The 26,581-nt window shown below is 63.2% G+C and carries 23 protein-coding genes; 10 read left to right on the forward strand and 13 right to left on the reverse strand.

The features are described 5' to 3' along the window. Positions 1 to 96 precede the first annotated feature (96 nt). The 4 genes from P3T40_RS08045 to dapA all read right to left on the reverse strand — a co-directional run bounded on the left by P3T40_RS08045 (position 97) and on the right by dapA (position 3,101). Entirely contained in the window at positions 97 to 522 is a 426-nt protein-coding gene (locus P3T40_RS08045) for a bactofilin family protein (protein WP_429267155.1), read from the reverse strand. A 109-nt stretch (positions 523 to 631) separates the two neighbouring features. Then, positions 632 to 1,000, reverse strand: coding sequence for a hypothetical protein (locus P3T40_RS08050; RefSeq protein WP_429267156.1), 369 nt, complete (start codon positions 998 to 1,000; stop codon positions 632 to 634). Continuing rightward, on the reverse strand, positions 993 to 1,949 hold the full coding sequence (locus tag P3T40_RS08055) for a M23 family metallopeptidase (RefSeq protein WP_429267157.1): 957 nt from the start codon (positions 1,947 to 1,949) through the stop codon (positions 993 to 995). Before P3T40_RS08055 ends, P3T40_RS08050 begins: the two co-directional genes overlap by 8 nt. Positions 1,950 to 2,243: 294 nt before the next feature. Beyond that, positions 2,244 to 3,101, reverse strand: coding sequence for a 4-hydroxy-tetrahydrodipicolinate synthase (gene dapA, locus P3T40_RS08060; RefSeq protein WP_429267158.1), 858 nt, complete (start codon positions 3,099 to 3,101; stop codon positions 2,244 to 2,246). Positions 3,102 to 3,448: 347 nt separating this feature from the next. Between dapA and P3T40_RS08065 the strand changes: the two genes are divergently transcribed. After that, positions 3,449 to 4,741, forward strand: coding sequence for an aspartate carbamoyltransferase (locus tag P3T40_RS08065; protein WP_429267159.1), 1,293 nt, complete (start codon positions 3,449 to 3,451; stop codon positions 4,739 to 4,741). Positions 4,742 to 4,858: 117 nt separating this feature from the next. Here P3T40_RS08065 and P3T40_RS08070 read toward each other — a convergent pair whose 3' ends face one another. From P3T40_RS08070 to P3T40_RS08090, 5 genes are all read right to left on the reverse strand, one after another. Continuing rightward, the gene (locus tag P3T40_RS08070; protein WP_429267160.1) at positions 4,859 to 6,415 is read right to left on the reverse strand and encodes a methyl-accepting chemotaxis protein; all 1,557 of its coding nucleotides are present in this window, start codon (positions 6,413 to 6,415) and stop codon (positions 4,859 to 4,861) included. Between the two features lie 92 nt (positions 6,416 to 6,507). Continuing rightward, positions 6,508 to 7,518 (reverse strand): L-arabinose ABC transporter permease AraH, encoded by a 1,011-nt coding sequence (gene araH / locus P3T40_RS08075; RefSeq protein WP_429267161.1) that lies wholly within the window; start codon positions 7,516 to 7,518, stop codon positions 6,508 to 6,510. Positions 7,519 to 7,548: 30 nt separating this feature from the next. Further along, positions 7,549 to 9,117 carry an L-arabinose ABC transporter ATP-binding protein AraG gene (gene araG, locus P3T40_RS08080; RefSeq protein ID WP_429267162.1) on the reverse strand — a complete coding sequence of 523 codons (1,569 nt, stop codon included), beginning with the start codon at positions 9,115 to 9,117 and terminating at the stop codon, positions 7,549 to 7,551. Between the two features lie 124 nt (positions 9,118 to 9,241). Beyond that, on the reverse strand, positions 9,242 to 10,246 hold the full coding sequence (locus P3T40_RS08085) for an arabinose ABC transporter substrate-binding protein (protein ID WP_429267163.1): 1,005 nt from the start codon (positions 10,244 to 10,246) through the stop codon (positions 9,242 to 9,244). A gap of 59 nt (positions 10,247 to 10,305) precedes the next feature. Beyond that, a complete protein-coding gene (locus P3T40_RS08090; RefSeq protein ID WP_429267164.1) occupies positions 10,306 to 11,235 on the reverse strand; it encodes a Gfo/Idh/MocA family protein in 930 nt (309 codons plus the stop codon). Between the two features lie 181 nt (positions 11,236 to 11,416). Between P3T40_RS08090 and P3T40_RS08095 the strand changes: the two genes are divergently transcribed. Next, entirely contained in the window at positions 11,417 to 13,159 is a 1,743-nt protein-coding gene (locus P3T40_RS08095; RefSeq protein ID WP_429267165.1) for an IlvD/Edd family dehydratase, read from the forward strand. Positions 13,160 to 13,246: 87 nt separating this feature from the next. Here the strand turns inward: P3T40_RS08095 and P3T40_RS08100 are convergent, their stop codons facing one another. Beyond that, positions 13,247 to 14,329 carry a zinc-binding dehydrogenase gene (locus tag P3T40_RS08100; protein ID WP_429267166.1) on the reverse strand — a complete coding sequence of 361 codons (1,083 nt, stop codon included), beginning with the start codon at positions 14,327 to 14,329 and terminating at the stop codon, positions 13,247 to 13,249. A 99-nt stretch (positions 14,330 to 14,428) separates the two neighbouring features. Here P3T40_RS08100 and P3T40_RS08105 point away from each other — a divergent pair, with 99 nt between their 5' ends. The 7 genes from P3T40_RS08105 to P3T40_RS08135 all read left to right on the forward strand — a co-directional run bounded on the left by P3T40_RS08105 (position 14,429) and on the right by P3T40_RS08135 (position 21,503). Further along, positions 14,429 to 15,340, forward strand: coding sequence for a LysR family transcriptional regulator (locus P3T40_RS08105; RefSeq protein WP_429267167.1), 912 nt, complete (start codon positions 14,429 to 14,431; stop codon positions 15,338 to 15,340). A gap of 228 nt (positions 15,341 to 15,568) precedes the next feature. Next, entirely contained in the window at positions 15,569 to 16,285 is a 717-nt protein-coding gene (locus P3T40_RS08110) for a 2Fe-2S iron-sulfur cluster-binding protein (RefSeq protein WP_429267168.1), read from the forward strand. A 12-nt stretch (positions 16,286 to 16,297) separates the two neighbouring features. Then, entirely contained in the window at positions 16,298 to 17,299 is a 1,002-nt protein-coding gene (locus P3T40_RS08115) for an FAD binding domain-containing protein (RefSeq protein WP_429267169.1), read from the forward strand. Further along, positions 17,296 to 19,542 carry a xanthine dehydrogenase family protein molybdopterin-binding subunit gene (locus P3T40_RS08120; RefSeq protein ID WP_429267170.1) on the forward strand — a complete coding sequence of 749 codons (2,247 nt, stop codon included), beginning with the start codon at positions 17,296 to 17,298 and terminating at the stop codon, positions 19,540 to 19,542. Before P3T40_RS08115 ends, P3T40_RS08120 begins: the two co-directional genes overlap by 4 nt. Before the next feature lie 251 nt (positions 19,543 to 19,793). Further along, on the forward strand, positions 19,794 to 20,381 hold the full coding sequence (locus P3T40_RS08125; protein ID WP_429267171.1) for a nucleotidyltransferase family protein: 588 nt from the start codon (positions 19,794 to 19,796) through the stop codon (positions 20,379 to 20,381). Positions 20,382 to 20,623: 242 nt separating this feature from the next. Next, entirely contained in the window at positions 20,624 to 21,346 is a 723-nt protein-coding gene (locus P3T40_RS08130) for a PIG-L deacetylase family protein (protein ID WP_429267172.1), read from the forward strand. A 16-nt stretch (positions 21,347 to 21,362) separates the two neighbouring features. Continuing rightward, entirely contained in the window at positions 21,363 to 21,503 is a 141-nt protein-coding gene (locus P3T40_RS08135; protein WP_429267173.1) for a hypothetical protein, read from the forward strand. Between the two features lie 85 nt (positions 21,504 to 21,588). On the opposite strand, the gene P3T40_RS08140 is transcribed toward P3T40_RS08135, so the two are convergent. From P3T40_RS08140 to aepX, 3 genes are read right to left on the reverse strand one after another with little or no spacing between them, the layout of a single operon-like run. Next, positions 21,589 to 22,656 (reverse strand): 2-aminoethylphosphonate aminotransferase, encoded by a 1,068-nt coding sequence (locus P3T40_RS08140; RefSeq protein WP_429267174.1) that lies wholly within the window; start codon positions 22,654 to 22,656, stop codon positions 21,589 to 21,591. Beyond that, entirely contained in the window at positions 22,656 to 23,831 is a 1,176-nt protein-coding gene (aepY, locus tag P3T40_RS08145) for a phosphonopyruvate decarboxylase (RefSeq protein WP_429267175.1), read from the reverse strand. The genes P3T40_RS08140 and aepY overlap by 1 nt, the downstream gene beginning before the upstream one ends. Then, positions 23,828 to 25,531 (reverse strand): phosphoenolpyruvate mutase, encoded by a 1,704-nt coding sequence (gene aepX, locus P3T40_RS08150; protein ID WP_429267176.1) that lies wholly within the window; start codon positions 25,529 to 25,531, stop codon positions 23,828 to 23,830. Before aepX ends, aepY begins: the two co-directional genes overlap by 4 nt. Positions 25,532 to 25,536: 5 nt before the next feature. Here aepX and P3T40_RS08155 point away from each other — a divergent pair, with 5 nt between their 5' ends. Next, on the forward strand, positions 25,537 to 25,860 hold the full coding sequence (locus P3T40_RS08155) for a hypothetical protein (RefSeq protein ID WP_429267177.1): 324 nt from the start codon (positions 25,537 to 25,539) through the stop codon (positions 25,858 to 25,860). Positions 25,861 to 26,581: the final 721 nt, after the last annotated feature.

Here is a 26,581-nt window from a genome sequence, read left to right on the forward strand (position 1 = left end):
GCATCGGCCTCATCGTGCTCGCCTTGGAGCATGTGATCACCGAACAAGGCATGCTCGCCAATCTCGACAAGGGTGCCTCGCAGCGGCCCAATCTCCTTACACCAACTGCGGTTCCGGGTCATCCGTCTCACGGCCGATCAACGTAGGCGCGAGCGCCGGGTCGCGGCGCGTCAGCTTACCATCCACCGACGCGCCACAATCCATGCGCAGTTGCTGATAATGGATGTTGCCGGTCACATGCGCGCTGGGCTGCAGTTCGACGAAATGATCGGCGATCACATCGCCGACGATCTTCCCGTTCACCACCACGTCGTATCCGTGCACGTTACCCTCTATCGAGCCGCGGTCGCTCAGGACGAGCAGCGTCTGCGCGCCCGCCTTGCCGGTGACGTTGCCGTGCACGTGGCCGTCCATGCGCAGACCCTCGCTGAATTCGAGGTCGCCGGTAATGCGCACGTCGTGGGCGATCAGGGTGGCGAGCTTGGTGTGCTGGATGCTCGTGGTTTTCTTCTTGCTGAACATAAATAATCTCTAACTGATGAATGGAACGGTTCGTCGCATCATGCGTGACCGGGCGACGAGCCGGCTTGATGAGTCAACCGCGAGGTCAACCGCGCGTTTAACGGCACGGTCAGCGGCGCTTCTGGCTCTGGCCGCGCAGAAACAGCAATTCGGTATTCAGCCGGCCGACTTCGGCGGCTGAGGCGTCGGCGGCCTTCTGGACGGCGGCGCGGGCCGTGGACTCCTGCGCCAGCGCGAGCCGGGTGCGTTCGAGTTCGGCTTGCACGCCATCCGCGGAGACCGGCGCGCTCGCGCACGGGGCCGGCAGCGCGGCGCGCTGCGTCGCGTACCAGCCCATCGCTGCGGCGCCCAAAGCAACACTGCATGCGCACACGCCGGCCCAGAGCGCGACGCGAACGGCGCGCGAGCGCACCGGCTGCAGCGCATAAACGCGCTGCGTAAGACTGCCCGCATCGCGGGTCGAACGAAGATCAACCATGAGGATGGGCGCCGAAAAGCGCAAGGTAGCCAGTCGGATCGACCGGAGCGCCGTTCACCAGCACTTCGAAATGCAGATGCGGTCCAGTCGAGCGACCGGTGGTGCCAATATCGGCGACATGCTGGCGCGGCAGCACCAGATCGCCTTCATGCACAAGGATGCGCGACGCATGACCGTAGCGCGTGATGAGACCATTGCCGTGATCGATTTCGACCGCGTTGCCATAGCCGCCTTTCGGCCCGGCGAAGATCACGCGTCCACCGGCGGCGGCGAGAATCGGCGTACCGCTCGGGGCGACCAGATCAACGCCCGGATGAAAACTGAGCTTATGCGTAAACGGATCGATGCGGTTGCCGAACGGCGAGCCGAAGCGGGCGCCGTCGGCCGGCATGCGACCTGGAAAGGCGTTAAACGCGACCTCGTGTACGTCGGTCTCATGTTCGAGCGCGGCGAGCGTGGCGCTCATACACGCGAGTTGCTCCCGGGTCGAAGCGGCATCGCCGCGCGACGGCCGCGTAGTGATTTCCACACAGGACCTTGGCGGCAGTGACGGGCCACCTTCACCGTCCGCGTCAGAGGTTTCCTGATCTGCCGGATTGGCAGGCGCGCGCAGCGGCGCTTTCGGCATGTTCAAACGGGCTTCGAAATCGCGCAGGGCGCCGACCTGATTCGTCAGTCGCTCGATACGCGGCTCGATCTGCGCTACCGACGCATTCAGCTTACCGAGCTGATCGATCGCATAGTTGTGCTCGACGCGACCCACCGTCTGACTGGTCGGGGCCGCCGCATCACGCGCAGGCAGATGGATGCCGATGACGATGCCCGCCGCGAGCGACAGCGCCGCCGTACCGACCGCGGCCGCGATGGCGATCGTCAACGCCGTGCGCCGGGTGACGAAGCGGATCTCGCCGCTGCTGAGCTGACTGCCTGCGCCGAGGATAGAAGACATCAGCAGCAGCTCCCCGTCTGCGGCGCGCCGCGTAACGCGGACTTGCAACGGCACCGGCGAATCCGGCACGCAAACGAAACAGGGAAGACATCAACAGCGAAGGGGGGACGAACCGGCATGCAGCGTGAGTCGGACAACCGCCGACGTGAGATGAAAGACAAGGGCGCAAATTATCCTCCTGTCTCGCCAGGCATCATCTCAAATTCGGAAGCCTTGGAAACGGGACGTCGTCCCGTCTCCACACAATTTCACAGGATACCGAAGCAATGGGCTAACCCACCCGCGCGATTGCGCTCAAGCCGCAACCAGGTGACGCAGACGCTCGCGCAGCTCGTCCGTCGCACGCGTCATTGGCGCGCGCAGTTCGTCGCGGATCAGCCCTTGGCCCGCCAGCGCCGCCTTCACAGGGCCGGGATTGGGTTCCGAACACAACGCCCCGATCAACGGCGCGAGCTTATGAAAAATCGCCCGGCCTTCTTCCAGGCGCCCTTCCGACAGCGCACGGTGCAGCGCCACGAAGCGCGCCGGATGCACATGCGCCGACGCCGCAATCGCACCGCTGCCGCCCAGGCACAACGTATTGAACAGATTGAGGTCGTCACCCGCCAGCACCTGCAGCCGGCCGTCGAGGATCAGCGCCAGTGTCGTCTCGAGCGAACCGGCGCAGTCCTTCACTGCCTGAATCCGAGGATGCGCCGCCAGCGTCAGCAGCGTCGCGAGTTCGAGACGCACGCCGGTGCGATACGGAATGTCGTACAACACGACCGGCTTCGCGCTCAGATCGGCCAGCGCGGTGAAGTGCTCGACCAGTCCCGCCTGCGAAGGCCGGATGTAATAAGGCGCCGAGATCAGCACACCGGCCACCGGCAGATCGTTCAACTGGGCGATGCGGGTGCGCAGCCTTGCCGTCTGATTGCCCGACACGCCCGCCAGTACCGGCAACGCACCGGCCTCGGCGAGGATGGTCGCCAGCACCGCGTCCTGCTCGGCGGCCTCGAGCGCCGCCGGCTCGCCGGTAGTGCCGAGCGCGACCAGACCCGCGACGCCCGCGTCGGCATAGAAGCGAACCAGACGGCGCAGCGCGGCGTGATCGACGGCGCCGTCGGCGAACGGCGTGATGACAGGAACCCAGATACCCGAAAAGATAGACATGACTAAACCTCGAACGCGACCGTATCGATTCCGTTCAGCGGTGCGAGGCAGAGGTCAAAAGCGGGAAATGAAACGCGGGCCCTGGCTGACTGTTCCGTCGCACATCTGACGGAACAGCAGGCTCCGGTCAGATGAGCAGCTGTTTTTTGGCTTTGGCGCTAGCGGCCGCGCAGGCAGACACCACGCTCGCAAGCGCGAGGCGGGTAGCGGTTGAGCGGAGCATGTGGCCGGTTTCCATGTCCGGCAGTGTAACCGGCATTGGCGAAAATCTCAAAATTGCTTGACTTCTCCCGTCGTCGAACTAATATACGCACCGCGTACATTAACCTGACCGAGAGGTGACCTGCATGAGCGTCCCGCAACAAGCCTTCCTCCGCGACGCCATGCGTCGCCTGAACATGACCCGCGACACCTTCGCGAGCCGCATCGGCGTATCGCGCCGGGCTTTGGACACATGGCTGCTGCCGGACGATTCGGCGGAATCGCGGGCGATGCCGGAGATTGTCGAGCGGTTCGTGTCGGAAATCGTCGTGAACGGCGAACCTGGCGACAAATATACGCAAAGCGTAGACTCGCAATCGCTCGCCAGCCAGATGCTGTTCGAGGGCAAGCCGCAGTTGCTGTCGGTCGATCAGTTCTCGCGCGACTCCGTCGAAGCCCTGTTTCGCGTCGCGGACATCATGCAGCCCATCGCGCGGCGCCGCAAAATCTCCCGCGTGCTCGAAGGCGCGGTGCTTGGCAACCTGTTCTTCGAAGCCAGCACCCGCACGCGCGTGAGTTTCGGCGCAGCGTTCTGCCGGCTCGGCGGCTCGGTGTGCGACACCACGGGTTTCACGTTCTCTTCAATGGCCAAGGGCGAGTCGATCTACGACACCAGCCGCGTGATGAGCGGCTACGTCGACGCACTGGTGATCCGCCATCCGGAACAAGGCTCGGTGGCCGAATTCGCGCGCGCCACCAACGTGCCGGTCATCAACGGCGGCGACGGCCCCGGCGAGCATCCGAGTCAGGCGCTGCTGGACCTGTACACGATCCAACGCGAATTCTCGCGCCTCGGCAAGATTGTCGACGGTGCGCATATCGCGATGGTCGGCGACCTCAAGTACGGGCGCACCGTGCACTCGCTCGTCAAACTGCTGGCGCTGTATCGCGGCATCAAGTTCACGCTGATCTCGCCGCCTTCGCTGGAAATGCCCAGCTACATCGTCGAGCAGATCTCGCGCAACGATCATGTGATCGAGCAGACTCACGACCTGAAAGCGGGCCTGCGCGGCGCGGACGTGGTGTACGCCACGCGCATCCAGAAAGAGCGTTTTGCTGACGAATCGTTCGAAGGCTACACGCCGGACTTCCAGATCAACCAGGCACTGGTCGACAGCGTGTGCGGACTCGATACGCTGATCATGCACCCGCTGCCGCGCGACAGCCGGCCGGGCGCCAACGACCTGAGCGTCGACCTGAATCACGATTCGCGTCTCGCCATCTTCCGCCAGACCGACAACGGTATCCCGGTGCGGATGGCGATTTTCGCGGTGCTGCTTGGTGTCGAAAAACTGGTTCAACACTCCATGCGCGATGCGGCATGGCGTCCGCCGGCGTATCTGGGCCCGGACGATGCGGTGTTTCACGGTATCGACTGAGCGCGATCAGCAGTAACAGGCTATGCGCGCTCGCGTGGTGTCTATCGTCGCGCGAGCGCGGGTGCTCGCGGGTGCTCGCGGGTGCTCGCGGGTGCTCGCGGGTGCTCGCGGGTGCTGTCAGGCAGCCGCAACCTTGAATACGGACACGGCTTCCATCAGCCGTGCCGCCTGCTCTTCCAGCGACTGCGAAGCCGCTGCCGCCTGCTCGACGAGCGCCGAGTTCTGCTGTGTGGTCTGATCCATCTCCGTCACGGCAAGACTCACCTGCTCGATCCCCTTGCTTTGCTCGCCGGCGGCGTGCGAGATTTCGGCGATGATCGCCGTCACCTTCTGCACTGAATTGACGACGTCGTTCATCGTCGAACCCGCGCGTTCGGCAAGCGCCGAGCCCTGCGCAATTTGCCCCACCGAGTCGTTGATCAGTTGCTTGATCTCCCGCGCAGCCGAAGCGCTGCGTTGCGCGAGATTGCGGACCTCACTTGCGACAACTGCGAAACCACGTCCATGCGCGCCTGCACGCGCGGCTTCGACGGCCGCGTTCAGCGCGAGGATATTGGTCTGGAAAGCGATGCCGTCGATCACCCCGATGATCTCGGCAATCTTGCGCGAGTGCGTGGAAATCCCCTGCATGGTCTCGACGACATTGCCGACCACCTGGCCACCAAGCACTGCCGTATCCGAGGCGCTCAACGCGAGCGTATTGGCCTGACGAGCGTTGTCCGCGTTCTGCTTCACCGTCGACGTGAGTTGTTCCATGCTGGACGCAGTGCGTTCGAGCGACGCAGCCTGTTGCTCAGTGCGATGCGACAGGTCGCTATTCCCGCTGGCGATTTCCTGTGCACCGACGTTGATCGATTCCGTACTGCTGCGCACCGTCGCAACCGTGGTGACGAGAGCGTGCTGCATTTTCTTGAGCCCGGCGAACACCGCGCCCATTTCATTCTGGCTCTTGACCGTAATCCTGGCGCGCAGGTCGCCAGAGGCAATCTCTTCAAAATGCCGAATCATGTGCGTAAGCGGTTGTACGACGGCACTGATCAACACGCGCCGCGCAAGAAAGCCCAGCAACAGCGCAACGAGCGCCACTGCGCCAAGCACGCTGACCATGGAGCGAAAACGCCCCTGCGCATCGGTATAGCGCGCCTTTTGCCGTTCGGTGAGCACATTTTCGAGGCCAGACATCGCACCCTGGTAGGCGTCGGACAAGGCCTTGGTGTCCTTGCCTTGCAGTGCCTTGAAGGCGCTGAAGTCCATCTGTTCAAGGGCATCGAAAGCGGGCAGCACCGCCTGTTTGACGAAGGCGCTGCGCTTGCCCTGCAACTGCGTCGATAAATCCCTTACCGCTTGATCGGACGGCTGGTGTGCGAGATAGTCGGCGAATTGCCGGTCGGACTCCTTGATATCCTCGCGCGCGTTGGCGAGCAACTGCGGTTCGGGGTCGCCGATGCCATAGAGCGCGTGGTAGCTGTCGAGCGATACGCGCACGCGTTGCAGCAGTTCACTGCTGGTCTTCAGCTCCACCAGGATCCGGGTGTCCTCCTCGTACATCTTGCTCATGCCGTCATTGCTGAGCTTGAGCATGCCGACGCTGACACCGATCACGATCAACAGGATCACGACGAAGGCCGTGATGACGAACGTGATGTTCCCGCGGATACTGGTGTTTCTGAACATGTTGTGTTTCCCCGTTATTCTTTTTTTGAGTTCTGTGTCGGCGTGCAATGACGGGGCCGCCACGCCGTATGACGGCGCGGCGGAAAACGCAATCACCCCACCCGCTTGCTGCGCCGGTACCGGTCGAACAACACCGCGAGCAACAGAATGCCGCCGCGGATCAGGTATTGATAGAAGGTCGGCACGTTCAAGAGGCTCATGGCATCCTGCACCGAACCCATGATCAGCACGCCGACGAGCACGCCGGAGATCGTCGCGACGCCACCGGTCAACGACACGCCGCCGAGCACACAGGCCGAAATCACGCCGAGCTCGAGCCCGACCGACGTCTTCGGATCCCCAAGGCTCATCCGCGATGCGAGCATCACGCCGGCAAAACCGGTGACCAGACCTTGCAGCACGAACACCACGATCTTGATGCGCGTGACAGGCAACCCCGCAAGCCGCGCAGCTTCGCTATTGCCGCCAACGGCCAGCACGTTCTTGCCGAACACGGTCTTTCTGAGCAGGAATCCGAACAGCACAAAGCCGACGATGTTGCTCCAGATCGGATACGAAATGCCGAGGAACGAGCCACCGCCCAGGTCGAAGAAGCTTTCTTCGGAAATCATCACCGCGTCGCCGTTCGACGTGATGTACGCCAAACCCCGCACCACTTCCATCATGGCCAGCGTCACGATTAGCGAGTTGATCTCGTAGCGAGCCACGAGCACGCCGTTCACGAGGCCAACAGCGCCGCCTGCCAGCACGCCCCCGGCAATACCGAGCGTCACGCTGTGCGTCGCGGTGATCAATGTCGAAGCCACGACGCCGGAGAACGCGACGATAGACGCCACCGACAAGTCCACTTCACCCAGCGCCAGCACGAACATCATGGTGACGGAGATCGAACCGATCAGCGTCACCGAGAGCAGCAGACCCTGAATATTGCGTGAGCTGATGAAATCCGGCACCGTCAGGGATAACGCGCCAAACAGTATGATGAAGACCATCACAATGCCTGACTTGTTGATAAAGTCCCACGCCTGCATGGCACGCGGACGCGCGGCCACGCTGGCCGCATTCGCAGCAGCGGTATTAGTAGGTTGATCTTGTGTTTGCATTGTGTCTGTTTCCATTCCGTGAGTCCGGCCTCAGCGCGGGAGGGCGAGCTTGATCAGCGCGTCGGGCGTCGCCTGTGCTTTCGGCAAATCGCCGACGATGCGGCCTTCCTTCATCACCAGCACCCGATCCGCGATACCAATCACTTCCGCCAGATCGCTCGATACGACGATGACCGTGCGACCTGCTTCGGCCAACGCATAGAGCAGGCCATAAATTTCACTGCGCGCGCCCACGTCAATGCCGCGAGTCGGCTCATCCATCAGGAACACGTCAATCTCCTCGGCGAGCCAGCGCGATAGGATCACCTTCTGCTGATTGCCGCCGGAGAGCGTGCCGATGGGCGTCTCGCCATTGCGCGTCTTGATTGCCAGCTTGGCAATGAAATCCTTCGCGGTCTGCGCTTCCTTGCGGCTGTTGAGCACGTTGAAGCGGCTAAAATGCCGGCGGCAGCTGATATTCAGGTTGTCCGAGACCGACGCGATCGAGACGATGCCTTCCTGCTTACGATCTTCCGGGCACAGCGCGACGCCCGCTCGCACAGCATCGCGTGGCGTCGTAAAGCGTACTTGCTTGCCTTTCAGCATGATCTCGCCGGCGCCCGGTTTCACCGCACCGTAGATCAGCTTCATCAATTCGGATCGGCCCGCGCCCACGAGGCCAAAGAAACCGACAATCTCACCCGCGCGCGCGGAAAACGATGCGGGCTCCTTGAGACCCGGTCCCATCAGCCCCTTCACCTCGAGTTGCACATCGCCTGTGGGGCGCGGCCGGTAGCCGTAGACGTCGGCAATCGAACGGCCCACCATGCAACTGATCAGGCGGTCGCGATCAAGTCCTGCACCTGCTTCGAACGTATCGATATGGTGCCCATCGCGAAACACCGTCACGCGATCGCAGAGTTCGTAGACTTCCTCCATGCGATGCGTCACGTAGATGATGGCGCGCCCTTCCGCCTTCAGCGCGCGGATGATACGGAAAAGCTGCGTTGTTTCACGCGACGACAGTGAACTGGTCGGCTCGTCGAACGCAATCACTCGGGCATCGCGCATCAACGCCTTGCCGATCTCGATCATCTGGCGCTGACCGATGGACAGATGCTTGACCTGCTGCGACGGATCGATTTTCTCGCCGAGTCGCTCGAGCTCGCGCATGGCGCGCGCCAGCAGCGCTTTTTCGTCCAGTACACCGAAGCGGTTGGGCAGCGCGCCAAGCATCAGGTTTTCCGCCACCGTCAGTTCCGGCACCAGATGCAATTCCTGATAGATGATCGCAATGCCGGCCTCGATCGCGGCCTTGGTCGTGGTGAACTGCTGCACCGCGCCGTTCAGCGAGAGCGTGCCCGCCGCCGGTTGATTCACGCCGGACAGCACCTTCAACAGCGTGGATTTGCCGGCGCCGTTTTCGCCCATCAGGCCATGCACTTCGCCACGCCGCACGTCGAGCGAGACCTGGTCGAGCGCGAGCACACCCGGAAACTGCACGGTGATGCCGGCAAGCTGGAGATACGCCTCAGTGTCCGCGGAAAAACCGGTGGACACAGTGGCGGACGCAGCGGCACTGGAGCCCAGATGCGCTGCGTCTGGTTGAGAAACCGTCATCGAATGCCTCTTGCTGGTGAACACAACCCGCGGGCCGGTACGTTAAACCTTCGCTGTACCGCCGCCCGCGCCGTGAGCGTTGCCAATCACGCTGGCATGCTCACGCGAACGCTAATTCGAACTCTTAGATACCGAGTTCTTTGCGCACGTCTTCCCAGTTGCTGCGCACCATCAGCTTGCCCGTGGTCTGCGTGTCTGCAGGCGGCTGCTTACCCGTCTTGATCCAGTCGACGAGGTTCTCCGTGCTGTCCTTGCCGTGGTTCGTCGAGCTGACGGCGATCGTGCCGTAGAAGCCGGTCGGCTGTTTCTTCTGGAATTCGGCGAACGCTTCGCCAGCACCATTGATGCCGACGCCGATCACATCGGAGGCGGGGATATGCAGTTGCTCGGTTGCGCGCACGCCGCCCAGCACGGTCTCTTCGTTGAGCGCGTAGATCACCCACTTCTTGATGTTCGGATGCTGCGCGAGCACAGGCGACGCTGCGTTGAAGCCGCCTTCGTCATCAGTCGTCTTTTGCGGTGCGTCGAAAATGTTATCTTTCTTGAATCCGTTGGCGAGCAGTGACTGCGTGGCGCCGTCGGTGCGCAGCCGGGCCGTCGGCAGTTCGTTGCTCGTAATGCGCAACGCGCCGACTTCTTCCGGCTTCCAGCCGCGACGCTTCATTTCATCCGAGATCGCCTGGCCCACCTGATTGCCGATCTTGAAGGCCGACATCCCGAGGTGTGGCACGTCTGCGAGCGGCTTGCCGGTGGAGTCCACCAGTTGATCGTCGACGGTGACGAACTTCATGTTGTAGCGCTTGGCGCGTGCCTCGATGGCCGGTCCGAGCCGCACATCAGGCGCGCAGATCACAAAGCCTTTTGCGCCTTGTGCGCCGAGGTTATCGATCGCAGCCAGCACCTTTTCGCCGTCCGGCGTGCCGATGTTCACCACCGAGAAGCCATCCTTCTGACCGAGCGCGGTCGCGGCTTTCTGTTCGTTGATGAACCATGCCTGTTCCGGCATCTTCACCAGAAAGCCGATCTTGAGCGGTTCATCTGCGCGCACCGAAACCTGGGCCGCGAACGGTACCACGAGGACAGCCGCCGCGATGGCGGACAGGGTCAAACGGCGAAGCTTCTGGTTCATGTAGGTCTCCTAAAATTAATAACTTAAGTTTGACTGCGTGTGATTTTTAGCGGCGTCGTTTATTCGACGAAGGGGTCCACCGCGTGCCGGTGACCTAGCAGCAAAGCATCGGCCACGTGCTCAAGCGGCCGGAGATCCACGTCGCTCTGACCGGAGGTGATCAACTCATAAAACCGCTCGTACAAGCCGGGGTATTCGCGTTCCGGGCCAACGTCCACGGCGGCGCCGTCGATGTGCAACTGCTTGCCCCCCTGCGAGAGACGCAGAACGCCGTCGCCGGTCGTCACCTCGATCTGCCACAATTCTTCGGGACCATGGCGCCAGTCGAACTCGGCGCGGACCGGCGTATCGTGGTCGTCGGTGAAATTCAGGTTGGCGGCAATCGGCGTCTGCCGGTTGGACGGCACCCACAGTTCGGCGGACTTCAGGAAAAATGCGCGCGGCAGGATGCGCGTCATGATCGACAACGCATTGATACCCGGATCGAAGATGCCCAGTCCGCCCGGTTGCCAGATCCAGTCCTGATTCGGATGCCACTTGCGGACATCCTCTTTCCACAGCACCTGCACTGACTTGATCACACGCGCCGTGAGCCATGTGCGAGCAGTCTCGACGCCAGGTGCATAGCGGGAATGCCACGACGCGAACAGGCTTCGACCGTGCTCTTTGGCAAGCTCGGCGAGCAGGGTCACCTCAACGACGCTCGCGCCCGGCGGTTTCTCCAGCATGACATGCTTGCCCGCGACGAGTGCGTCGCGGGCCTGCTCGAAGCGCACTTGCGGGGTCGCGCACAGCGAAACGGCTTCCAGCTCAGGCTCGGCCGCAAGCATCTCCTGAACCGTCTTGTAGTTGCGCAGGCCGTCAACCTGCGCGTTGCGGCTCGCGCCCGCGACGAGATCAAATCCCTCGTTTGCCGCGATAGCCGGCAAGTGCTGATCGCGTGCGATCTTGCCCACGCCCACGATGCCTATCGAAATTTGCTTCGCCATGTTTCGGCCTCAATGATTGTCACGCTGCATCCGGACGCGCTTCCTCTACCGAGGTCGCACCCGTTCACCATCACTTTTTTAATAGTCACACTATATTGCGCGCGATTTGGCGCAAATATCCGTGAATACCCTAGTGAACGCGCTAAATAGTCTTACTATAATGTGGGATCAGGAGGGCACCATGCCAGACAAAAAACGAGCGCTGCGCTCGGCGCAGTGGTTCGGTTCGGCCGACAAGAACGGCTTCATGTACCGCAGCTGGATGAAGAATCAGGGTATCCCTGATCATGAGTTTCAGGGCAAACCGATCATCGGAATCTGTAACACGTGGTCGGAGTTGACGCCGTGCAACGCGCACTTCCGCAAGATCGCCGAGCACGTCAAACGCGGCGTGTTCGAAGCGGGTGGATTCCCGGTAGAGTTTCCAGTCTTCTCGAACGGCGAATCGAATCTGCGCCCCACTGCCATGTTTACGCGCAACCTCGCGAGCATGGATGTGGAGGAATCGATCCGCGGCAATCCGATCGACGCGGTCGTGCTGCTCGCGGGCTGTGACAAGACCACGCCGGCGCTCCTGATGGGCGCGGCGAGTTGCGATGTGCCCGCCATCATGGTGAGCGGCGGACCGATGCTCAACGGCAAGCACCAAGGCCGCGACATTGGCTCGGGCACGGTCGTCTGGCAGCTCAGCGAACAGGTGAAGGCCGGCAAGATTTCGCTGCATGAATTCATGTCCGCGGAAGCCGGCATGTCGCGTTCGGCAGGGACCTGCAACACGATGGGCACCGCCTCGACGATGGCCTGCATGGCCGAAGCCCTGGGCGTCACGTTGCCGCACAACGCGGCGATTCCCGCCGTTGACGCGCGCCGCTACGTGCTCGCTCATATGTCGGGCATGCGCATCGTCGAGATGGCGCTCGAAGACCTGCGTCTGTCGAAGCTGTTGACGCGTGAGGCGTTCGAGAACGCCATCCGCGTGAATGCGGCGATTGGTGGTTCGACCAATGCGGCGATCCATCTGAAAGCGATTGCCGGGCGCATCGGCGTTCAGCTGGAACTGGACGACTGGACGCGCGTAGGCCGCGGCACGCCCACGCTCGTCGACCTGCAACCCTCGGGCCGCTACCTGATGGAGGAGTTCTATTACGCAGGCGGTTTGCCGGCCGTGCTGAAGCGCCTCGGCGAAGCAGGCCTGCTGCCGCATCCGGATGCGTTGACTGCGAACGGCCAGTCACTGTGGGACAACAACAAGGAAGCGCCGATCTATAACGATGAAGTGATTCGTCCTCTGGACAAGCCGCTTCTCGCAGATGGCGGCCTGTGCATCGTGCGCGGCAACCTCGCGCCGAACGGCGCGGTGCTCAAGCCCTCTGCCGCCACGCCCGCCCTGCTCAAGCACCGCGGCCGCGCCGTGGTATTCGAGAACTTCGACGACTACAAGGCGCGCATCGGCGACCCCGATCTCGACGTAACGGCCGACTCCGTGCTTGTCATGAAGAATTGCGGACCGAAAGGTTATCCGGGCATGGCTGAGGTGGGCAACATGGGCTTGCCGCCGAAATTACTCGCACAAGGCGTGACGGACATGGTTCGGGTGTCGGATGCGCGCATGAGCGGCACCGCCTACGGCACCGTTGTGCTGCACGTCTCGCCGGAAGCGCGCGCGGGCGGCCCGCTCGCGGTAGTCCGCGAAGGCGACTGGATCGAACTGGATTGCCACGCTGGACGCCTTCACCTGGACATCAGCGCGGAAGAGCTGACGGCCCGTCTGGCCGATTGGGCGGAAGTGCAGCAGAAGAGTCCGGCGGATTCGAGCGGCTATCGCCAGCTTTACGTCGAGCATGTTCTGCAAGCCGACCAGGGCTGCGACTTCGACTTCCTGGTGGGTTGCCGTGGCGCCGAGGTGCCGCGCCACTCGCATTGAACGTAGCTTAGCCTTGTAACGCCCACCGCTAAATGCCGACGCGACGCAGCATCAGACGTGCTGCGTCGCGCGCGGATGGGCAACGCATCAAACCCAGGCTTGCCCCGCGCCTACCACGGTGCACTGCAGGCCCGCCATCTGCCCTGCCGCATCGATCGCCGCTTCTAGCCCGGCAAACGGGTACACCTGCAACTCCACCGCATCGAGCGGCAACTGGCCGGAAGCCACCAACGCGACCAGCGCGAGATAGTCAGCACGCGTGTACATGAAATTGCCGATCAGCTCCCAGTTATTGAGCAACATCTCCTGATAGCGAATCGGCAAATCCACCTGCATGCTGCCCATCAGCACCAGTCGTCCGCCCCGGCGCAAGCTGCGCAGCGCGGCGAGCGTCGCATGCGGGTCGGTCGCCTGCCCGACCATGTCGAACGCGAGATCGGCACCGCCGCCTGATGCGGCGCGGATCGCCGCCACGTCCTGCTCGGCATCGCCCGTCAACACGACCGGCACCACCCGCCCCTTGCCGAGTTCGATCAAGCTCTGCAGCGGTTGCACGCGCCTGCTGAGCGCCACCACCCGGCTCGCGCCCATGGCGAGCGCGGCCAGCACCGCGGCCGAGCCGAAGTAGCCGATCGCGCCGTTCACCACGACGACCTCGCCTGCCGCCAGCCGGCCACGCCGCAGCCCGCCGAACGGCACCGCGAACTTGCCGAGCACCGCCAGCCGCTCCGACGGCTGGTCGTCCAGACCGTCCAGCGCAATCAGCGTCGAGGCCGGAAATTCGGCGAACTCGCGCAGCGTGCCGTGCGGGAAATCGGCCATTAGCGCGCCGCTGTCGGCGCTGATCGCCGTCAACCCGATTAGCGCCTGCGCCGGTTCGCGTACCGCTTCGTCGGCGACCCAGTAGGGGTTCACGGCCACGCGTTGACCGGCCCGCAACGACACCACGCCCTCGCCGACTGTCTCCACCCGGCCGACGCCATTGGTCCCTGGCGAGAACGGTCCCGGCGGATAGGCATACGGCAACTTCCCTTCCAGATAACTGCGCGTGTAACTCAAGAGCGGCACAGATTCCATGCGCACCAGCACCGCGCCACGGCGCGGCTGCGGTTGCGTGACTTCGCGCAGGGCCAACGGCTGGCCGGGTTCATCGAGCATCCAGGCTTTCATGTTTGACTCCTCAGTAGATTCACAGGTCGGTTGCATGCTTGAACTCTAGGGGCCCGGTACGTATTCTTGAAATCAATTACTGGAATGCGACCCATAAACATGATTGATCTCCGTGGCATCGATCTGAACCTGCTGGTGTCGCTGGACGCCTTGCTCGCCGAGTCCAATGTCACCCGCGCCGCCGAGCGCCTGCACCTGACGCAGCCGGCGGTTTCGACGCAGCTTGCGCGACTGCGGCAGATCTTCGGCGATCCGCTGCTGATTCCCGCCGAAACCGGCCGTGGCATGACGCGCAGCGCGCGAGCACTGGCATTGATGGAGCCGTTGCACGCGGCGCTGAAAAATCTGGAAGTGGTGGTGTGCCATCAGCCGGCCTTCGATCCGCACAAGGACACACGCCACTTTGTCATTGCCGCCAACGACAACGGCACCTCGGTGCTCGGCCTGCCGTTGATGGAGCGGCTGCCCGAACTCGCCGGGCCCGGCGTGCGGGTCGCGTTCATCGTCGCGGACCAGCCGTCGACGGCGGAGCGCCTCGAACGCGGCGAAATCGATCTGCTGATCGGCTCCGAGCGGATGATTCCGGCGTCGATGAAAGCCCGCAAACTGTTCGACGAGCGTTTCGTCTTCGTGCAGCGCAAGGGACATCCGCGCGGCACCGCGCCACTAGACCTGGATACGTACTGCGCGCTGGACCATGTGCTGGCGTCCACGAGCGGCGGCAGTTTTCACGGCTTCATGGACGAGCATCTCGACGCGCTCGGACGCGCACGAAGGGTCGCGGTATCGGTCCAGCATTTCACGCTGGTGCCCGAATTGCTGGCGCATACCGATTACGTCTCGACGCTGCCCTCGCGTTTCGCCGCCCGCCATCTGGAACGGCTCGACGTCTTCGATCTGCCGTTCGAGGCGCGCGGCTTCACCGCATTCGCCGCCTGGCACCCACGCAATCACGCCGATCCGGCGCTCGTGTGGTTGCGCGAGACCTTGACCGCGTTGGCCGCGGCATAGATCCTGGTCTTGCAAAGCGGTCCGCTGTATCGCACAACACTGTGTTTCGCTTTTGCCCCGGTCAGCGGTGCCTGATCCTGTCTTACATTGCATATAGTTAAGCGCTACTCACAACCGTGCTGCGCCGACGGGGCATTGAAATTGCTGCTGAGTCGCTGTACGCGCATGCATCGGACTGCCGACGTGTCGCGGGTTTGCATCGACCTTTCATGGAGCAAACAGAACGTTATGTCCAGGAATCGAGTCCCTCCGGGTTCGGACGAAGAACCCGATGCCACGCCCAATCAACCTTCGCGCCGGCGCTTCCTGCAATCCGCGGCCGCGGCCGCGACGGTCGGCGTGGCGCCGCATGTGCGCGCGCAGACCCAGCCTGCCGCCTCATTACCCAGCGCACCACCGGCAGAAACGCGCGCACCCGAGCCGCCGCGACCGGTCACGCTCAGCGTCAACGGCCGCGCTTACACGTTGCAACTGGAGCCGCGCGTGACGTTGCTCGACGCGCTGCGCGAATACGCCGGCCTGATGGGCACCAAAAAAGGCTGCGACCGCGGGCAATGCGGCGCGTGTACCGTGCTGATCGAAGGCCGGCGCATCAACTCGTGTCTGACACTTGCGGTGATGCACGAAGGCGAAGCGATTACGACCGTCGAAGGCCTTGCGGGTAACGGTGTGCTGAGTCCGGTCCAGCGCGCCTTCATCGAACACGACGCGTTCCAGTGCGGCTACTGTACGCCCGGGCAGATCTGTTCCGCGACAGCTCTGCTCAGCGAATTCAATAGCGGCACCGCAAGCACTGTCACCGCCGATGTCCGTATGCGTCCGCCGCAACTCTCTGACGACGAAATCCGCGAACGCATGAGCGGTAACATCTGCCGCTGCGGCGCGTACGCCAACATCGTCGCCGCCGTGCGTAGCGTGCAGGGCGGCAATTCCGGCAACGCCTGACGGAGCGCCGACATGGACGCGATTTCCTATGAACGCGCTGTGGACGTCAGCAGCGCGCTGCGCGCGGCGCAGCAACCCGGCACGATGTTTATCGGCGGCGGCACCAATCTGCTCGATCTGATGAAAGGCGGCGTGGAGCAGCCCGTGCACCTCGTCGACATTACGCACCTGCGCGGGCTCGACACCATCGGCACGCTGCCCGACGGCGGTCTGCGGATCGGCGCGCTGGTGCGCAACAGCGACGCCGCCAATCACGCGCTAGTGCGCGAACAATATCCGCTGCTCTCACAGGCCTTTTTGTCGGGTGCTTCGCCGCAGTTGCGCAACATGGCAACGGTGGGCGGCAATCTGATGCAGCGCACCCGTTGCGGCTACTTCTACGACACGGCCTTTACCCAATGCAACAAGCGCCAGCCAGGCAGCGGCTGCGCTTCGATAGAAGGGCAAAACCGCACGCACGCGATTCTCGGCGCCAGTTCGCAATGTGTCGCCGTGAACCCGTCTGATATGAGCGTCGCACTCGCGGCGCTCGATGCCGTGGTGCGCGTGAGCAGTCTGCGTGGCGAGCGCACGATTCCGATTGCAGAGTTTCACCGCCTGCCCGCTGACCGACCAGAAGTGGATACGACGCTGCAGCCCGGCGAGCTGATCACGGCGGTTGACCTGCCACCCCCGCTGTTTAGCGAGCATTCCCACTACCTGAAAGTGCGCGACCGCGCGAGTTACGCGTTTGCGCTCGTCTCAGTGGCCGCGGCGCTGCAGATGGATGGCAATACGGTGAAGACAGTGCATATCGCGCTAGGCGGCGTCGCACATAAGCCGTGGCGCGCGAGCATCGCGGAGCAGATGCTGACGGGACAGGCGCTCACCAGCACGGCGCTGCGCAACGCCGCCGCGGCCGCGATGGGCGAGGCGCAGCCGCTCAGCGGCAACCGCTTCAAGGTGCAACTCGCGCAACGCTCAATCGTGCGCGCCGTGAATCAGGCCGCGGGCCGGACGGGAGGTGTGGCATGACTACGAATGTGAACACGAATGCCCCACTGATCGGTCAACCGATGGACCGCACCGACGGCCTGCTGAAAGTCACCGGCGAAGCCCGCTATGCTGCGGAATTCCCCGAGGCACGCATTGCGCACGCGGTGTTGGTGACGAGCACCATCTCGAGCGGCAGCATTGCGTCGATCGACACGAGCCGCGCGCAGTCCCTGCCGGGCGTGCTGCTGGTGATGACGTATCAGAACGCACCGCGCCTGCCCAACGGCGGGCGCCCGCCGCTGGCGCCGCCGGCCGGCCGTCATCTGTCGCTGTTGCAGGACAATCAGATTCACTACAGCAACGAGCCGGTAGCGGTGGTGGTCGCCGACACGCTCGAACGTGCCACCGACGCCGCGCAGCAAGTACGCATCGCCTATCAGGCCACGCCCGGCGCGCACGATTTCACCAGCGCCAAAGCGAACGCGCACGCGCCGATCAGTCCGCAGGGTCGCCAGACCGACACGCAGCGCGGCGACTTCGATGCGGGGCTGGCAAGCGGCATCGTGCGCGTCGATGAGGTCTATACGACGCCGGTCGAACATCACAACCCCATGGAGCCGCACGCCACCATGGCGCACTGGGATGGCCCGCAACTGACGCTATACGACTCCACCCAGGGCGTGAGCGGCGCGCGCACCGCGGTGGCGAAAACGCTCGGCGTATCGCCCGATGACGTGCGCGTGATCTCGCCGTTCATCGGCGGCGGTTTCGGTGGCAAAGGTTCGTCCTGGTCGCACGTGATGCTCTGCGCGATGGCGTCGAAGCAGACCGGACGTCCGGTGCGTCTCGTGCTAACGCGCCCGCAGATGTTCGGTTCGGTCGGTGCGCGGCCGCGTACCGAGCAGCACTTCACGCTCGCCGCACGCCACGACGGCACGCTCACGGCGATGCGACATGACAGCTTCTCGAACACGTCGATGATCGAGGACTGGACCGAGACCTGCTGCATGGTCACGCGCATGCTCTACGCCGTGCCGAATCAGGTGACGACGCACCGCCTCGTGCAGTTGAACCTCGGCACTCCGACGTTTATGCGCGCGCCTGGCGAGACGACCGGCTCGTTCGCGATCGAATCCGCGATGGACGAACTCGCGTGGAAGCTGAAGATGGACCCCGTCGCGCTGCGGCTGAAAAACTACGCGGAGGTCGATCCGCAGGAGAACAAGCCGTTTTCGAGCAAGGCGCTACGTCAATGCTATGAGATTGGCGCGGAGAAATTCGGCTGGTCGCGGCGCACCTCGACACCGCGTTCGATGCGCTCCGGCAACACGCTGATTGGCTTGGGCATGGCGACCGCTACGTATCCCGCCAACCGCAGCCCTGCTGCGGCGATTGCGCGCATCCTGCCCGACGGAACCGCGATGGTCGCCTCCGGTACGCAGGATCTCGGCACCGGCACCTACACCGTGATGACCCAGGTGTGCGCCGACGCGCTCGGCTTTCCGCCCGAAAAAATCCACTTCGCGCTAGGCGATTCGAGTCTGCCGCAAGCGCCCGGCTCGGGCGGCTCGCAGTCTGCTGCGAGCGTGTCGCCGGCGGTGCACGACGCCTGCATGCAGGTGCGAAGCCGTTTGATCTCGCTGGCGGTGGCCGATAACGCATCGCCAGTGCATGGCATGGATCCGTCCGATGCGAGCGTGGAAAACGGCTGGGTGGTGAGCCGCTCGAATCCGTCCCAGCGCGATCCTGCGGCCGCGATTATCGCGCGCGCGGGTGGCCAGCCCATCGAGACCGTGGTGAGCGTGAAGCCCGGCCAGGAGCGCAGCGAGTATTCGATGCATTCGTTCGGCGCGGTGTTCGCCGAGGTCCATGTGGATGCGGACCTCGGCACGATCCGGGTGCCGCGTATCGTGGGCGTGTATGACGTAGGCCGCGTTCTCAATCAGAAGACCGCGCGCAGCCAGATGATGGGCGGCATGGTGTGGGGCATAGGCGCCACGTTCGAAGAAGACACGCTACTGGATGAGCGCTATGGCCGCTTCGTCAATATGAATCTCGCCGAGTATCACGTGCCGGTCAATGCGGATATCGGCACGCTCGACATCAGCTTTATCGACGAGCCCGATCCTCATATCAATTCACTCGGGGTGCGCGGGATTGGCGAGATTGGACTGACCGGTGTGGTGGCCGCGCTGGCGAACGCGGTTTATCACGCCACTGGCGTCCGGGTGCGTGACTTGCCGATCACGCTCGACAAGGTGATGACGCCGGTCCGGGTTTGACAAGGTCAGCTTTGGCTCGGGAAGCCTTCTAGAAGGGTATGGCAGGATCGAGCAGCGAACGGCCGGCGTTACGCGTTTATGCTGGCACGTTTGCGCCGGCGCGTTTGCGCTGGCACACCGGTGGGCGTGACGTTGATGTCGGGGTGGTACTGGCACGTTCGGACTGGCCAATTGCCACCGCCACATTGCCGCTTGCCTGCTCGCCGGTTGCACCGCACAATTGGCGTCATCCCCTTTCCAGGTGCCGCCCCATGGCCTACGCCTCACTCGCCACCGGCCTGCTGCTTGCCGCCGGCTACGGGTCGCGCTTCGATCCGGACGGCCTGCACAACAAGCTGCTCGCCCGCATGCCGGACGGCGGCGTGGTCGCCCACGAGGCAGCGCATCGACTCCTGCTGGTGGTGACGCGCGTGCTCGCGGTGGTGCGGCCGGGGTCAGAGGCGCTCGCCCGCATGCTGAACGACGCGGGCTGCGACGTGGTGTTCTCGACCGACGCCGAACGCGGCATGGGCGCGAGCCTCGCCGCGGGCATCGAAGCCAGCGCCGACTCGGAAGGCTGGATCGTCGCGCTGGCCGATATGCCGCGCATTGCCGTCACGACGGTGGAAGCGGTGGCGCGCTCTCTCGACGGCGGCGCATCGATCGTGGTGCCGTTTTATCAGGGCCAACGCGGACACCCGGTTGGCTTCGGCCCGGAGCATCGTGATGCCCTGATGGGACTCGACGGCGACACCGGCGCGCGTAACTTGCTGGCCTCGCATCGGATCGCACGGCTCGATGTCGACGATCCCGGCATTCTGCGCGATGTGGATACGCCCGAGGATCTGCAGGGCCTGTGAGCGGGTATGCTGGACGTATGAGCGGGTTGTGCGGAACCTGCGAGCGGGGTGTGCGGGGGAACCTGCAAGCGGCGTTTGCCGCAGCTACGAGCAGCACGCCGCGTCAGATCAGGCACACGCCTTGCGGCAGGAACAGGTTGCGCGCAATAGGCCAGAATACGGTCTAAGCTGATGTGACGAATTCCTGTCGTCATGCCGGATGCCGCCGCCCGCGCGCGTGTCCGAGAACCATTGCAATTCCCATGAGCGAAACCAATCCGCGTCTTTTTATCGTCTCGCCCCATTTCGACGACGCCGTATTCAGTTGCGGCGCCTTGCTCGCCACCCACCCCGATGCCGTCGTCTGCACTGTCTTCGCAGCAGCGCCCGAGCAAAATATGCAGACTGAATGGGACAGCCTGGCCGGATTTACCAGCGCGCACGAATCGGTCAATGCGCGTACGCTGGAAGACAATCGTGCGCTCGAGTTGCTCGACGCGGTCCCGGTGAGGATGCCGTTTCGCGACGGCCAGTATCTCGACTCGCCGTCGATCAGCAGGCTGGCGGCTGCGCTCGAAGAAACCATTTACCGCTCGACCGCGAACACGCTGGTGATGCCCCTCGGTCTGCATCATGCCGATCACGCGCTGGTGTACGACGCCTGCTGCGAAATCCTGCCGCGGCTGTCGCACCTGACGTGGTTTGCCTACGAGGACGCGATCCACCGGCGCCAGCCGGGCGTCGTGGAGGCGCGCCTCGACGATCTGGAGCAACGCGGCATCGTGGCGACGCCGGCCCATCCGTCGGCTGATCACACGATCGACGCGGAGCGCCAGGCGTCGCTCAAACGCGAGGCGGTCGCTGCATACGAAAGCCAGTTACGCGCGTTCGGGCCGCAGGGTTACGAGGATGTGTTTAACACCGAACACTATTGGCAGTTGAGCGTGGCCCGAACGCCCGTCCGCCGCTCCCATCCCGCGAGGTGATGTCATGATTTGCCGCATGCATACCAGTCCGATTCCCGACCCGCTGGCGGACCCGACGCGCGACCCGGAGGGCGATCCGCTCTCGCCGCCCTCGCCGGGCCATCACAACGACGAGCCGCAGCGGCCCGAAGGGCCGCCGGATAAAGACCCGGTTTGAAACGACGTGACGAGACGCGCGCTGTGAAGAAAGAAGGGCCGCCGGTATTGCGCGGCTAACCTTCTCGCAGCAGCACGTGCCTGCTTTAGCGCGTAAGTTCGATAAAGCCTTGCAGCAGGCGGTCGACATCCGCGGGATGGATGTTGCCCATCGTCGAGATACGGAACAGCTCCGCCGATAGACCGCCCTGCCCCGCATAAATCACGAAGCCGCGCGCCTTCAGCGCATCGTGCAGTTGCACATAGCTGACACCAGCGGGCAAGCAATAGGCACGCAACACCACCGACGACTGCTGCGGCGGCAGCACGCTCTCGATACCGCGCGCAGCCAGACCCGCGCGGGCCTGTTCGGCGAGTGCCGCATAGCGCGCGTGACGCGCCGTCCAGCCGCCTTCGTCTTCGAGCTCACGCAACGCTTCCACAAGCGCGTAATAGGCATGTACCGACGGCGTGAACGGCGTATTGCGCTGATCCTGCAGTTTCGCCAGACGGCCGAGATCCAGATAGTAGGTACGGCTGGCCGCCTGCTTCAGCGCCTCGCGCCGCACCACCACAAACGATGCACCCGGCACGCCATGCAGACACTTGTTGGCGGTCGCCGCGACGGCGGCAATGCTGCTATCGGCGAAGTCGATCGCCTCGGCGGCAAAGCTGCTGACGCCGTCCACCAGCAGACGCACGCCGCGCTCGCGGCACACCGCCGCCAGCGCCTGCAGGTCGTTCAGGCGGCCGGTGGTGGTCTCGTGATGAATCACCGCCACATGCGTAAAACCTTCGCCGGCATCGAGCCGTGCGGCGATCCGCTCGAGGTCGGGCGCTTGCATCCAGTCATGCTTCAGCGACTCATGCGCGATACGGTACTGGCTGGCGATCTGCGTGATGCGCTCGCCGTACACACCGTTTTCGATCACCAGCAGCTTGCCGCTCTCCGGCACCAGCGCAGCGATCATGCTTTCGACCGCGGCCGTGCCAGAACCGGTCATCAGCACGGCTTGCCATTCGGCGGGGTCGAGCTTGTAGATGTCCAGGAGACGCGTGCGCGCTTCTTCCTGCAGATCGAAGAACTCGCTCTCGCGATGGCACAGGTCGGGTTGCAGCAGACTCTGCCGCACGCGCTCCGTCAATGTCACCGGACCGGGATTGAGCAGCAGCATCATTGGGCTCCTTGAGCGGTGCCGATGTGGCGCATCAGGCGCGTCTTCACATCCGGCGGGGTAATGGTGGGACGCGGCAGACCATCGGGCGTGCCGCGGCGGATCGCGAGGCGCACGAAACGCGGGCCTTCGAGCTTTGGCGACGCGAGAACTTCGTCGAGTACGGCGAGATCGTCGCTTTCGACTGCCGACACATAACCGCAAGCCGCCGCGACGCCGGCAAACGAGACCTGCGCGGACACCGTCGCCTGGCCACCGGTCGAATCGTGGGCGCCGTTGTCGAGCAGCACGTGCGTGAGATTGGCTGGGCCGTATGCACCGATGGTCGCAAAGACGCCCATGCGCATCAGCGCGGCGCCGTCGCCGTCGAGCGCGACCACGTGCAGGTCGGGACGCGTGAGCGCCAGACCGAGCGCGAACGGCGTCAGGCAGCCCATCGAGCCGACCATGTACAACTGGTTGGAGCGGTCGTCGAGCGCGTAGAGTTCACGGCCGCAAAAGCCGGTCGACGCGAGCACTACCGTCGACTCGGGCGGCGTGTGCGCGATCACGCGCTGCAGGGCAGCCTGACGCGTCGGCAAAGCATCCGCCGCCACACCCTTCCACTGCGCCTGCGGTATGCACGGCGTGCGGCGCGCGGCGCTGTCGCCCTGCTTCAGTCCATACGGTGCCACGCTGCCCTTCTGCATCACGAGCGCATACGGACGACCCGTCTCGTCCATGTGGGCGATCGCGCGATCGAGCGCCGGGCCGATGGCATCGGCTTTCGTCGGGAAGGTTTCCCACGGAATTTCCATGGTATCGAGCATCGCGGGCGTGACCGGGCCCATCAGCGCATGCTGCGGCTCGTCGGCGACGCCGGGCTGGCCGCGCCACGTGACGATCAGCAGTTGCGGCAGACGGAACGTCCACGTCAGCGACGTCAGCGGACTCACCGCGTTGCCGAGGCCGGAGTTCTGCATCATCGTGACGCCGCGACGGCCGTTCTGCGCGCCGAGCGTGACGCCGGCGATCAGCGCGACCGCGTCGCCCTCATTGGCCGCCGAGACGTAATGCAGCGACGGGTCCTGCAGCACGTAGTTGATAAACGGCGTCAGATACGAGCAAGGCACGCCGGCATACCAGTCGAAGCCCCGTTTGCGCGCCGCCTCGACAAACTGTGCAGCCTCGATCATTGCGCCTCTCCGCCAGCGGCACCCGATGCGAGTGGCGTTTGCGCGTGTGCGAAATCGCCAGCACGGCGGAAGTCTTCCAGATCGTTGACGCCGCGCCAGTGACCGTGCACGTACTGCACTTCGATCGCCTCACCGGCTTCGATCAGCGCGTTGAGCAGCGCGGGCATATCGAGCTTGTCGAAATCGGGCCGTGCGCGCAACGTCGTGAGCACGGCTTGCAGACGCTCACGGCCCTCGCCGCGCACATTCAGCAGACCGACCCAGCGGCCGTCCGGCAGCTTCGCATCGCTCGAACCTGCGTCCTGCAGCTCGCTCGAAACGCGGCTCAGCAGGATCTTGTTGCCGAACAGACCGCGATCGTCGGGCGCCGAGCACCATGCGAAATCGCGCACGCTTTTATTGACCGGCTCGGTCAGCGACGAATCGACGACGACGCTGAACGGCGCTTCGCTTTCGACCAGATCGCGCACGATGTAGCTGCGGAACAGCAGGTCGCCATAGGAGATGACCGTGTCCGACTTGAGCGCGTCGACGGCGCAGGCGAGCGACGCCAGTTCGCCGGTTTCCGCATGACGTTCGTTGACGACCAGCTTGATGCCGGCGGTCTCGATGGCATCGGCGCGATAGCCGCCGACCACGGTGATGTCGTTGACGCCCTGCTTCTTGAACGCGTCGACGAGCCAACGCAACAACGGCTTACCGGCGATCGGCAGCATGACCTTGGGACGATCCGCCGTCACGGCTTCGAGACCGACGCCGCGGCTGGCGGCGAGCACGACGGCGGAAGCCGAGGCGCGCGAAGCCGACAGGTAGCGGTCCTCGGCTTCCGAGTACTCATCGGCGTCTTGCAGACGGAAGATTTCGTTGACAGAGGCGATGCGGTCTTCGACGTCGACGAGCGTTTCGCTGGCGTGGATTTCCTTCGCGACGGCCTGCATGGCGGAGGTCGAAGCGCGGATCAGATGATTCGCCCAGATGACGGTGCTGATACCGGCTTCGCGGAACACTTCAGTGGGGGTGCTGTAGTACTTGGTCGGCACGATGACAAGCGGACCACGGCCGGCCCATTCGCGGGCGAATTCGAGGATCTCGTCCGGGCGCGACAGCTTGCTGTGAATCAGGATCGCGTCGGCGCCGGCCTGGCGATAGGCTTCGGCGCGACGCAGGGCCTCGTCCATACCCCAGCCGGCGATGAGCGCTTCGACGCGCGCGACGATGGAGAAGTCTTCATCAGACTGGGAGTCTTTACCGGCTTTGATTTTGCCGCAGAACTCGTCCATTTCAGCGAGCGGCTGACGTTCGCCGTTGATGAAGCTGTTGGTCTTGGGGAACTGCTTGTCTTCGATACAGACGCCGGCGATACCGCGTTGTTCTAGCTTGCGGACGAGGCGACGGACGTTATTGAAGTTACCGTAGCCGGTATCGCCATCGAGGAGGATGGGGAGATCGCTGGCATCGGCCATGAATTCGAGGTTATCGACGACCTGGGTCCAGCTGGCTTCGTTGTTGTCGCGCACGCCGAACTGGGCGGAGATGGCGAGACCGGAGCCCCAGATGGCCTTGAAGCCGGCTTCTTTGACGATGCGGGCGGAGAGGCCGTTGTGGGCCTCCATCATGAATTCGAGCTGGGTGCTGGTGAGCATTTGGCGCAGACGGCTGCTGCGCGAGGCGGAGACGAAAGCGGGTTCGCGGGCGTTCATGTTCGTTGATTCTCCTGCATGTTGGGGTTGCTGGCCGGCGGCTTTTAATGGTGAGTTACGGGGTTTGCTTTTTTTGCCGTGCGGCGCGGGTTGTAGTTGGTTTAGGTGCCCTGTTGGCGGTTCGTGTGGTGGGCTGTTTTCATGCCCATGTCACTCACGTATGCGCTCTTCGGCTAGTGAAAGAAAGTGACTATAACGGATGCGGTTGGTTTTTGCTTTTTTGTCGTTTGTTTATGGCGATTTTTGGTGAAATGTGGGGTTTTTTGTTGTTCACCATATGGTTTTTTCGTTTTTCTGATCAAGGTTTGAACGTTATTCTGATTTTTTGATTTTTCTCATTTTTTATCATTCTAGTGGTTTGCTTTTATTTGTTTTTTCTACGTTAGTCATTCTGGGTTTTTGGTTTGTTGGTTTTATTATGGTGTTGGCCTTTCCTTGATTTCTTATCGGTCTATTAGCTTCGCCCCTGTGCGGGGCGGCACTTACTTTCTTTGCCGCCGCAAAGAAAGTAAGCAAAGAAAGCGGGCTTCAAACCGCCAGCTTATAAGTGTCCACCACTCAAATTAATCCGGAGTGGTCCGAAAACAAGACGTGCCCTCGCATTAATCACGTTAGTGACAAAGCACTCATCCACCCCACTCCGCACTCCGTGCGTCGCGGATGGGTCTACCAAGGAAAGCCGCTGGCGGCGTTGTACCCGACGGCGGGGCGCGCAGCGCGACGCCGGAACGGATGAGTGCTTTGTCACTAGCGCGTGTGGTGCGAGGGCAGGTCTCGTATTGGGCCGTTTCCGGTGGCCGATTGAGATGGCTCACTACGGGCTAGCGGTTGCAGCCCGCTTTCTTTGCTTACTTTCTTTGCGGCGGCAAAGAAAGTAAGTGCTGCCCCGCACAGGGGCGAAGCTAATAGACCGATAACAAAGCAAGGAAAGGCCAACACCATAAGAAAACAACCAAAAAACGCGGCACAGCCAATAAGACAACCCAAACCCCAGTCAGACAAAACAAAAACCCAAAAATCAGACAAATAAAAAAGCGAAAAACTAGGGTT

The organism is Paraburkholderia sp. EB58, assembly GCF_050436665.1.
GTDB lineage: Bacteria > Pseudomonadota > Gammaproteobacteria > Burkholderiales > Burkholderiaceae > Paraburkholderia.

Bases quoted from the DNA above. Each gene is read 5' to 3' on its own strand.
- P3T40_RS08065 (WP_429267159.1), top strand. From the start codon at position 3,449: ATGAGCGTCCCGCAACAAGCCTTCCTCCGCGACGCCATGCGTCGCCTG.
- P3T40_RS08095 (WP_429267165.1), top strand. From the start codon at position 11,417: ATGCCAGACAAAAAACGAGCGCTGCGCTCGGCGCAGTGGTTCGGTTCG.
- P3T40_RS08050 (WP_429267156.1), bottom strand. From the start codon at position 1,000: ATGGTTGATCTTCGTTCGACCCGCGATGCGGGCAGTCTTACGCAGCGC.
- araG (WP_429267162.1), bottom strand. From the start codon at position 9,117: ATGACGGTTTCTCAACCAGACGCAGCGCATCTGGGCTCCAGTGCCGCT.
- P3T40_RS08130 (WP_429267172.1), top strand. From the start codon at position 20,624: ATGAGCGAAACCAATCCGCGTCTTTTTATCGTCTCGCCCCATTTCGAC.
- P3T40_RS08120 (WP_429267170.1), top strand. From the start codon at position 17,296: ATGACTACGAATGTGAACACGAATGCCCCACTGATCGGTCAACCGATG.
- P3T40_RS08110 (WP_429267168.1), top strand. From the start codon at position 15,569: ATGTCCAGGAATCGAGTCCCTCCGGGTTCGGACGAAGAACCCGATGCC.
- P3T40_RS08100 (WP_429267166.1), bottom strand. From the start codon at position 14,329: ATGAAAGCCTGGATGCTCGATGAACCCGGCCAGCCGTTGGCCCTGCGC.
- P3T40_RS08125 (WP_429267171.1), top strand. From the start codon at position 19,794: ATGGCCTACGCCTCACTCGCCACCGGCCTGCTGCTTGCCGCCGGCTAC.
- aepX (WP_429267176.1), bottom strand. From the start codon at position 25,531: ATGAACGCCCGCGAACCCGCTTTCGTCTCCGCCTCGCGCAGCAGCCGT.
- P3T40_RS08140 (WP_429267174.1), bottom strand. From the start codon at position 22,656: ATGCTGCTGCTCAATCCCGGTCCGGTGACATTGACGGAGCGCGTGCGG.
- aepY (WP_429267175.1), bottom strand. From the start codon at position 23,831: ATGATCGAGGCTGCACAGTTTGTCGAGGCGGCGCGCAAACGGGGCTTC.
- P3T40_RS08070 (WP_429267160.1), bottom strand. From the start codon at position 6,415: ATGTTCAGAAACACCAGTATCCGCGGGAACATCACGTTCGTCATCACG.
- P3T40_RS08115 (WP_429267169.1), top strand. From the start codon at position 16,298: ATGGACGCGATTTCCTATGAACGCGCTGTGGACGTCAGCAGCGCGCTG.
- dapA (WP_429267158.1), bottom strand. From the start codon at position 3,101: ATGTCTATCTTTTCGGGTATCTGGGTTCCTGTCATCACGCCGTTCGCC.
- P3T40_RS08090 (WP_429267164.1), bottom strand. From the start codon at position 11,235: ATGGCGAAGCAAATTTCGATAGGCATCGTGGGCGTGGGCAAGATCGCA.
- P3T40_RS08105 (WP_429267167.1), top strand. From the start codon at position 14,429: ATGATTGATCTCCGTGGCATCGATCTGAACCTGCTGGTGTCGCTGGAC.
- P3T40_RS08055 (WP_429267157.1), bottom strand. From the start codon at position 1,949: ATGTCTTCTATCCTCGGCGCAGGCAGTCAGCTCAGCAGCGGCGAGATC.
- P3T40_RS08135 (WP_429267173.1), top strand. From the start codon at position 21,363: ATGCATACCAGTCCGATTCCCGACCCGCTGGCGGACCCGACGCGCGAC.
- P3T40_RS08045 (WP_429267155.1), bottom strand. From the start codon at position 522: ATGTTCAGCAAGAAGAAAACCACGAGCATCCAGCACACCAAGCTCGCC.
- P3T40_RS08085 (WP_429267163.1), bottom strand. From the start codon at position 10,246: ATGAACCAGAAGCTTCGCCGTTTGACCCTGTCCGCCATCGCGGCGGCT.
- araH (WP_429267161.1), bottom strand. From the start codon at position 7,518: ATGCAAACACAAGATCAACCTACTAATACCGCTGCTGCGAATGCGGCC.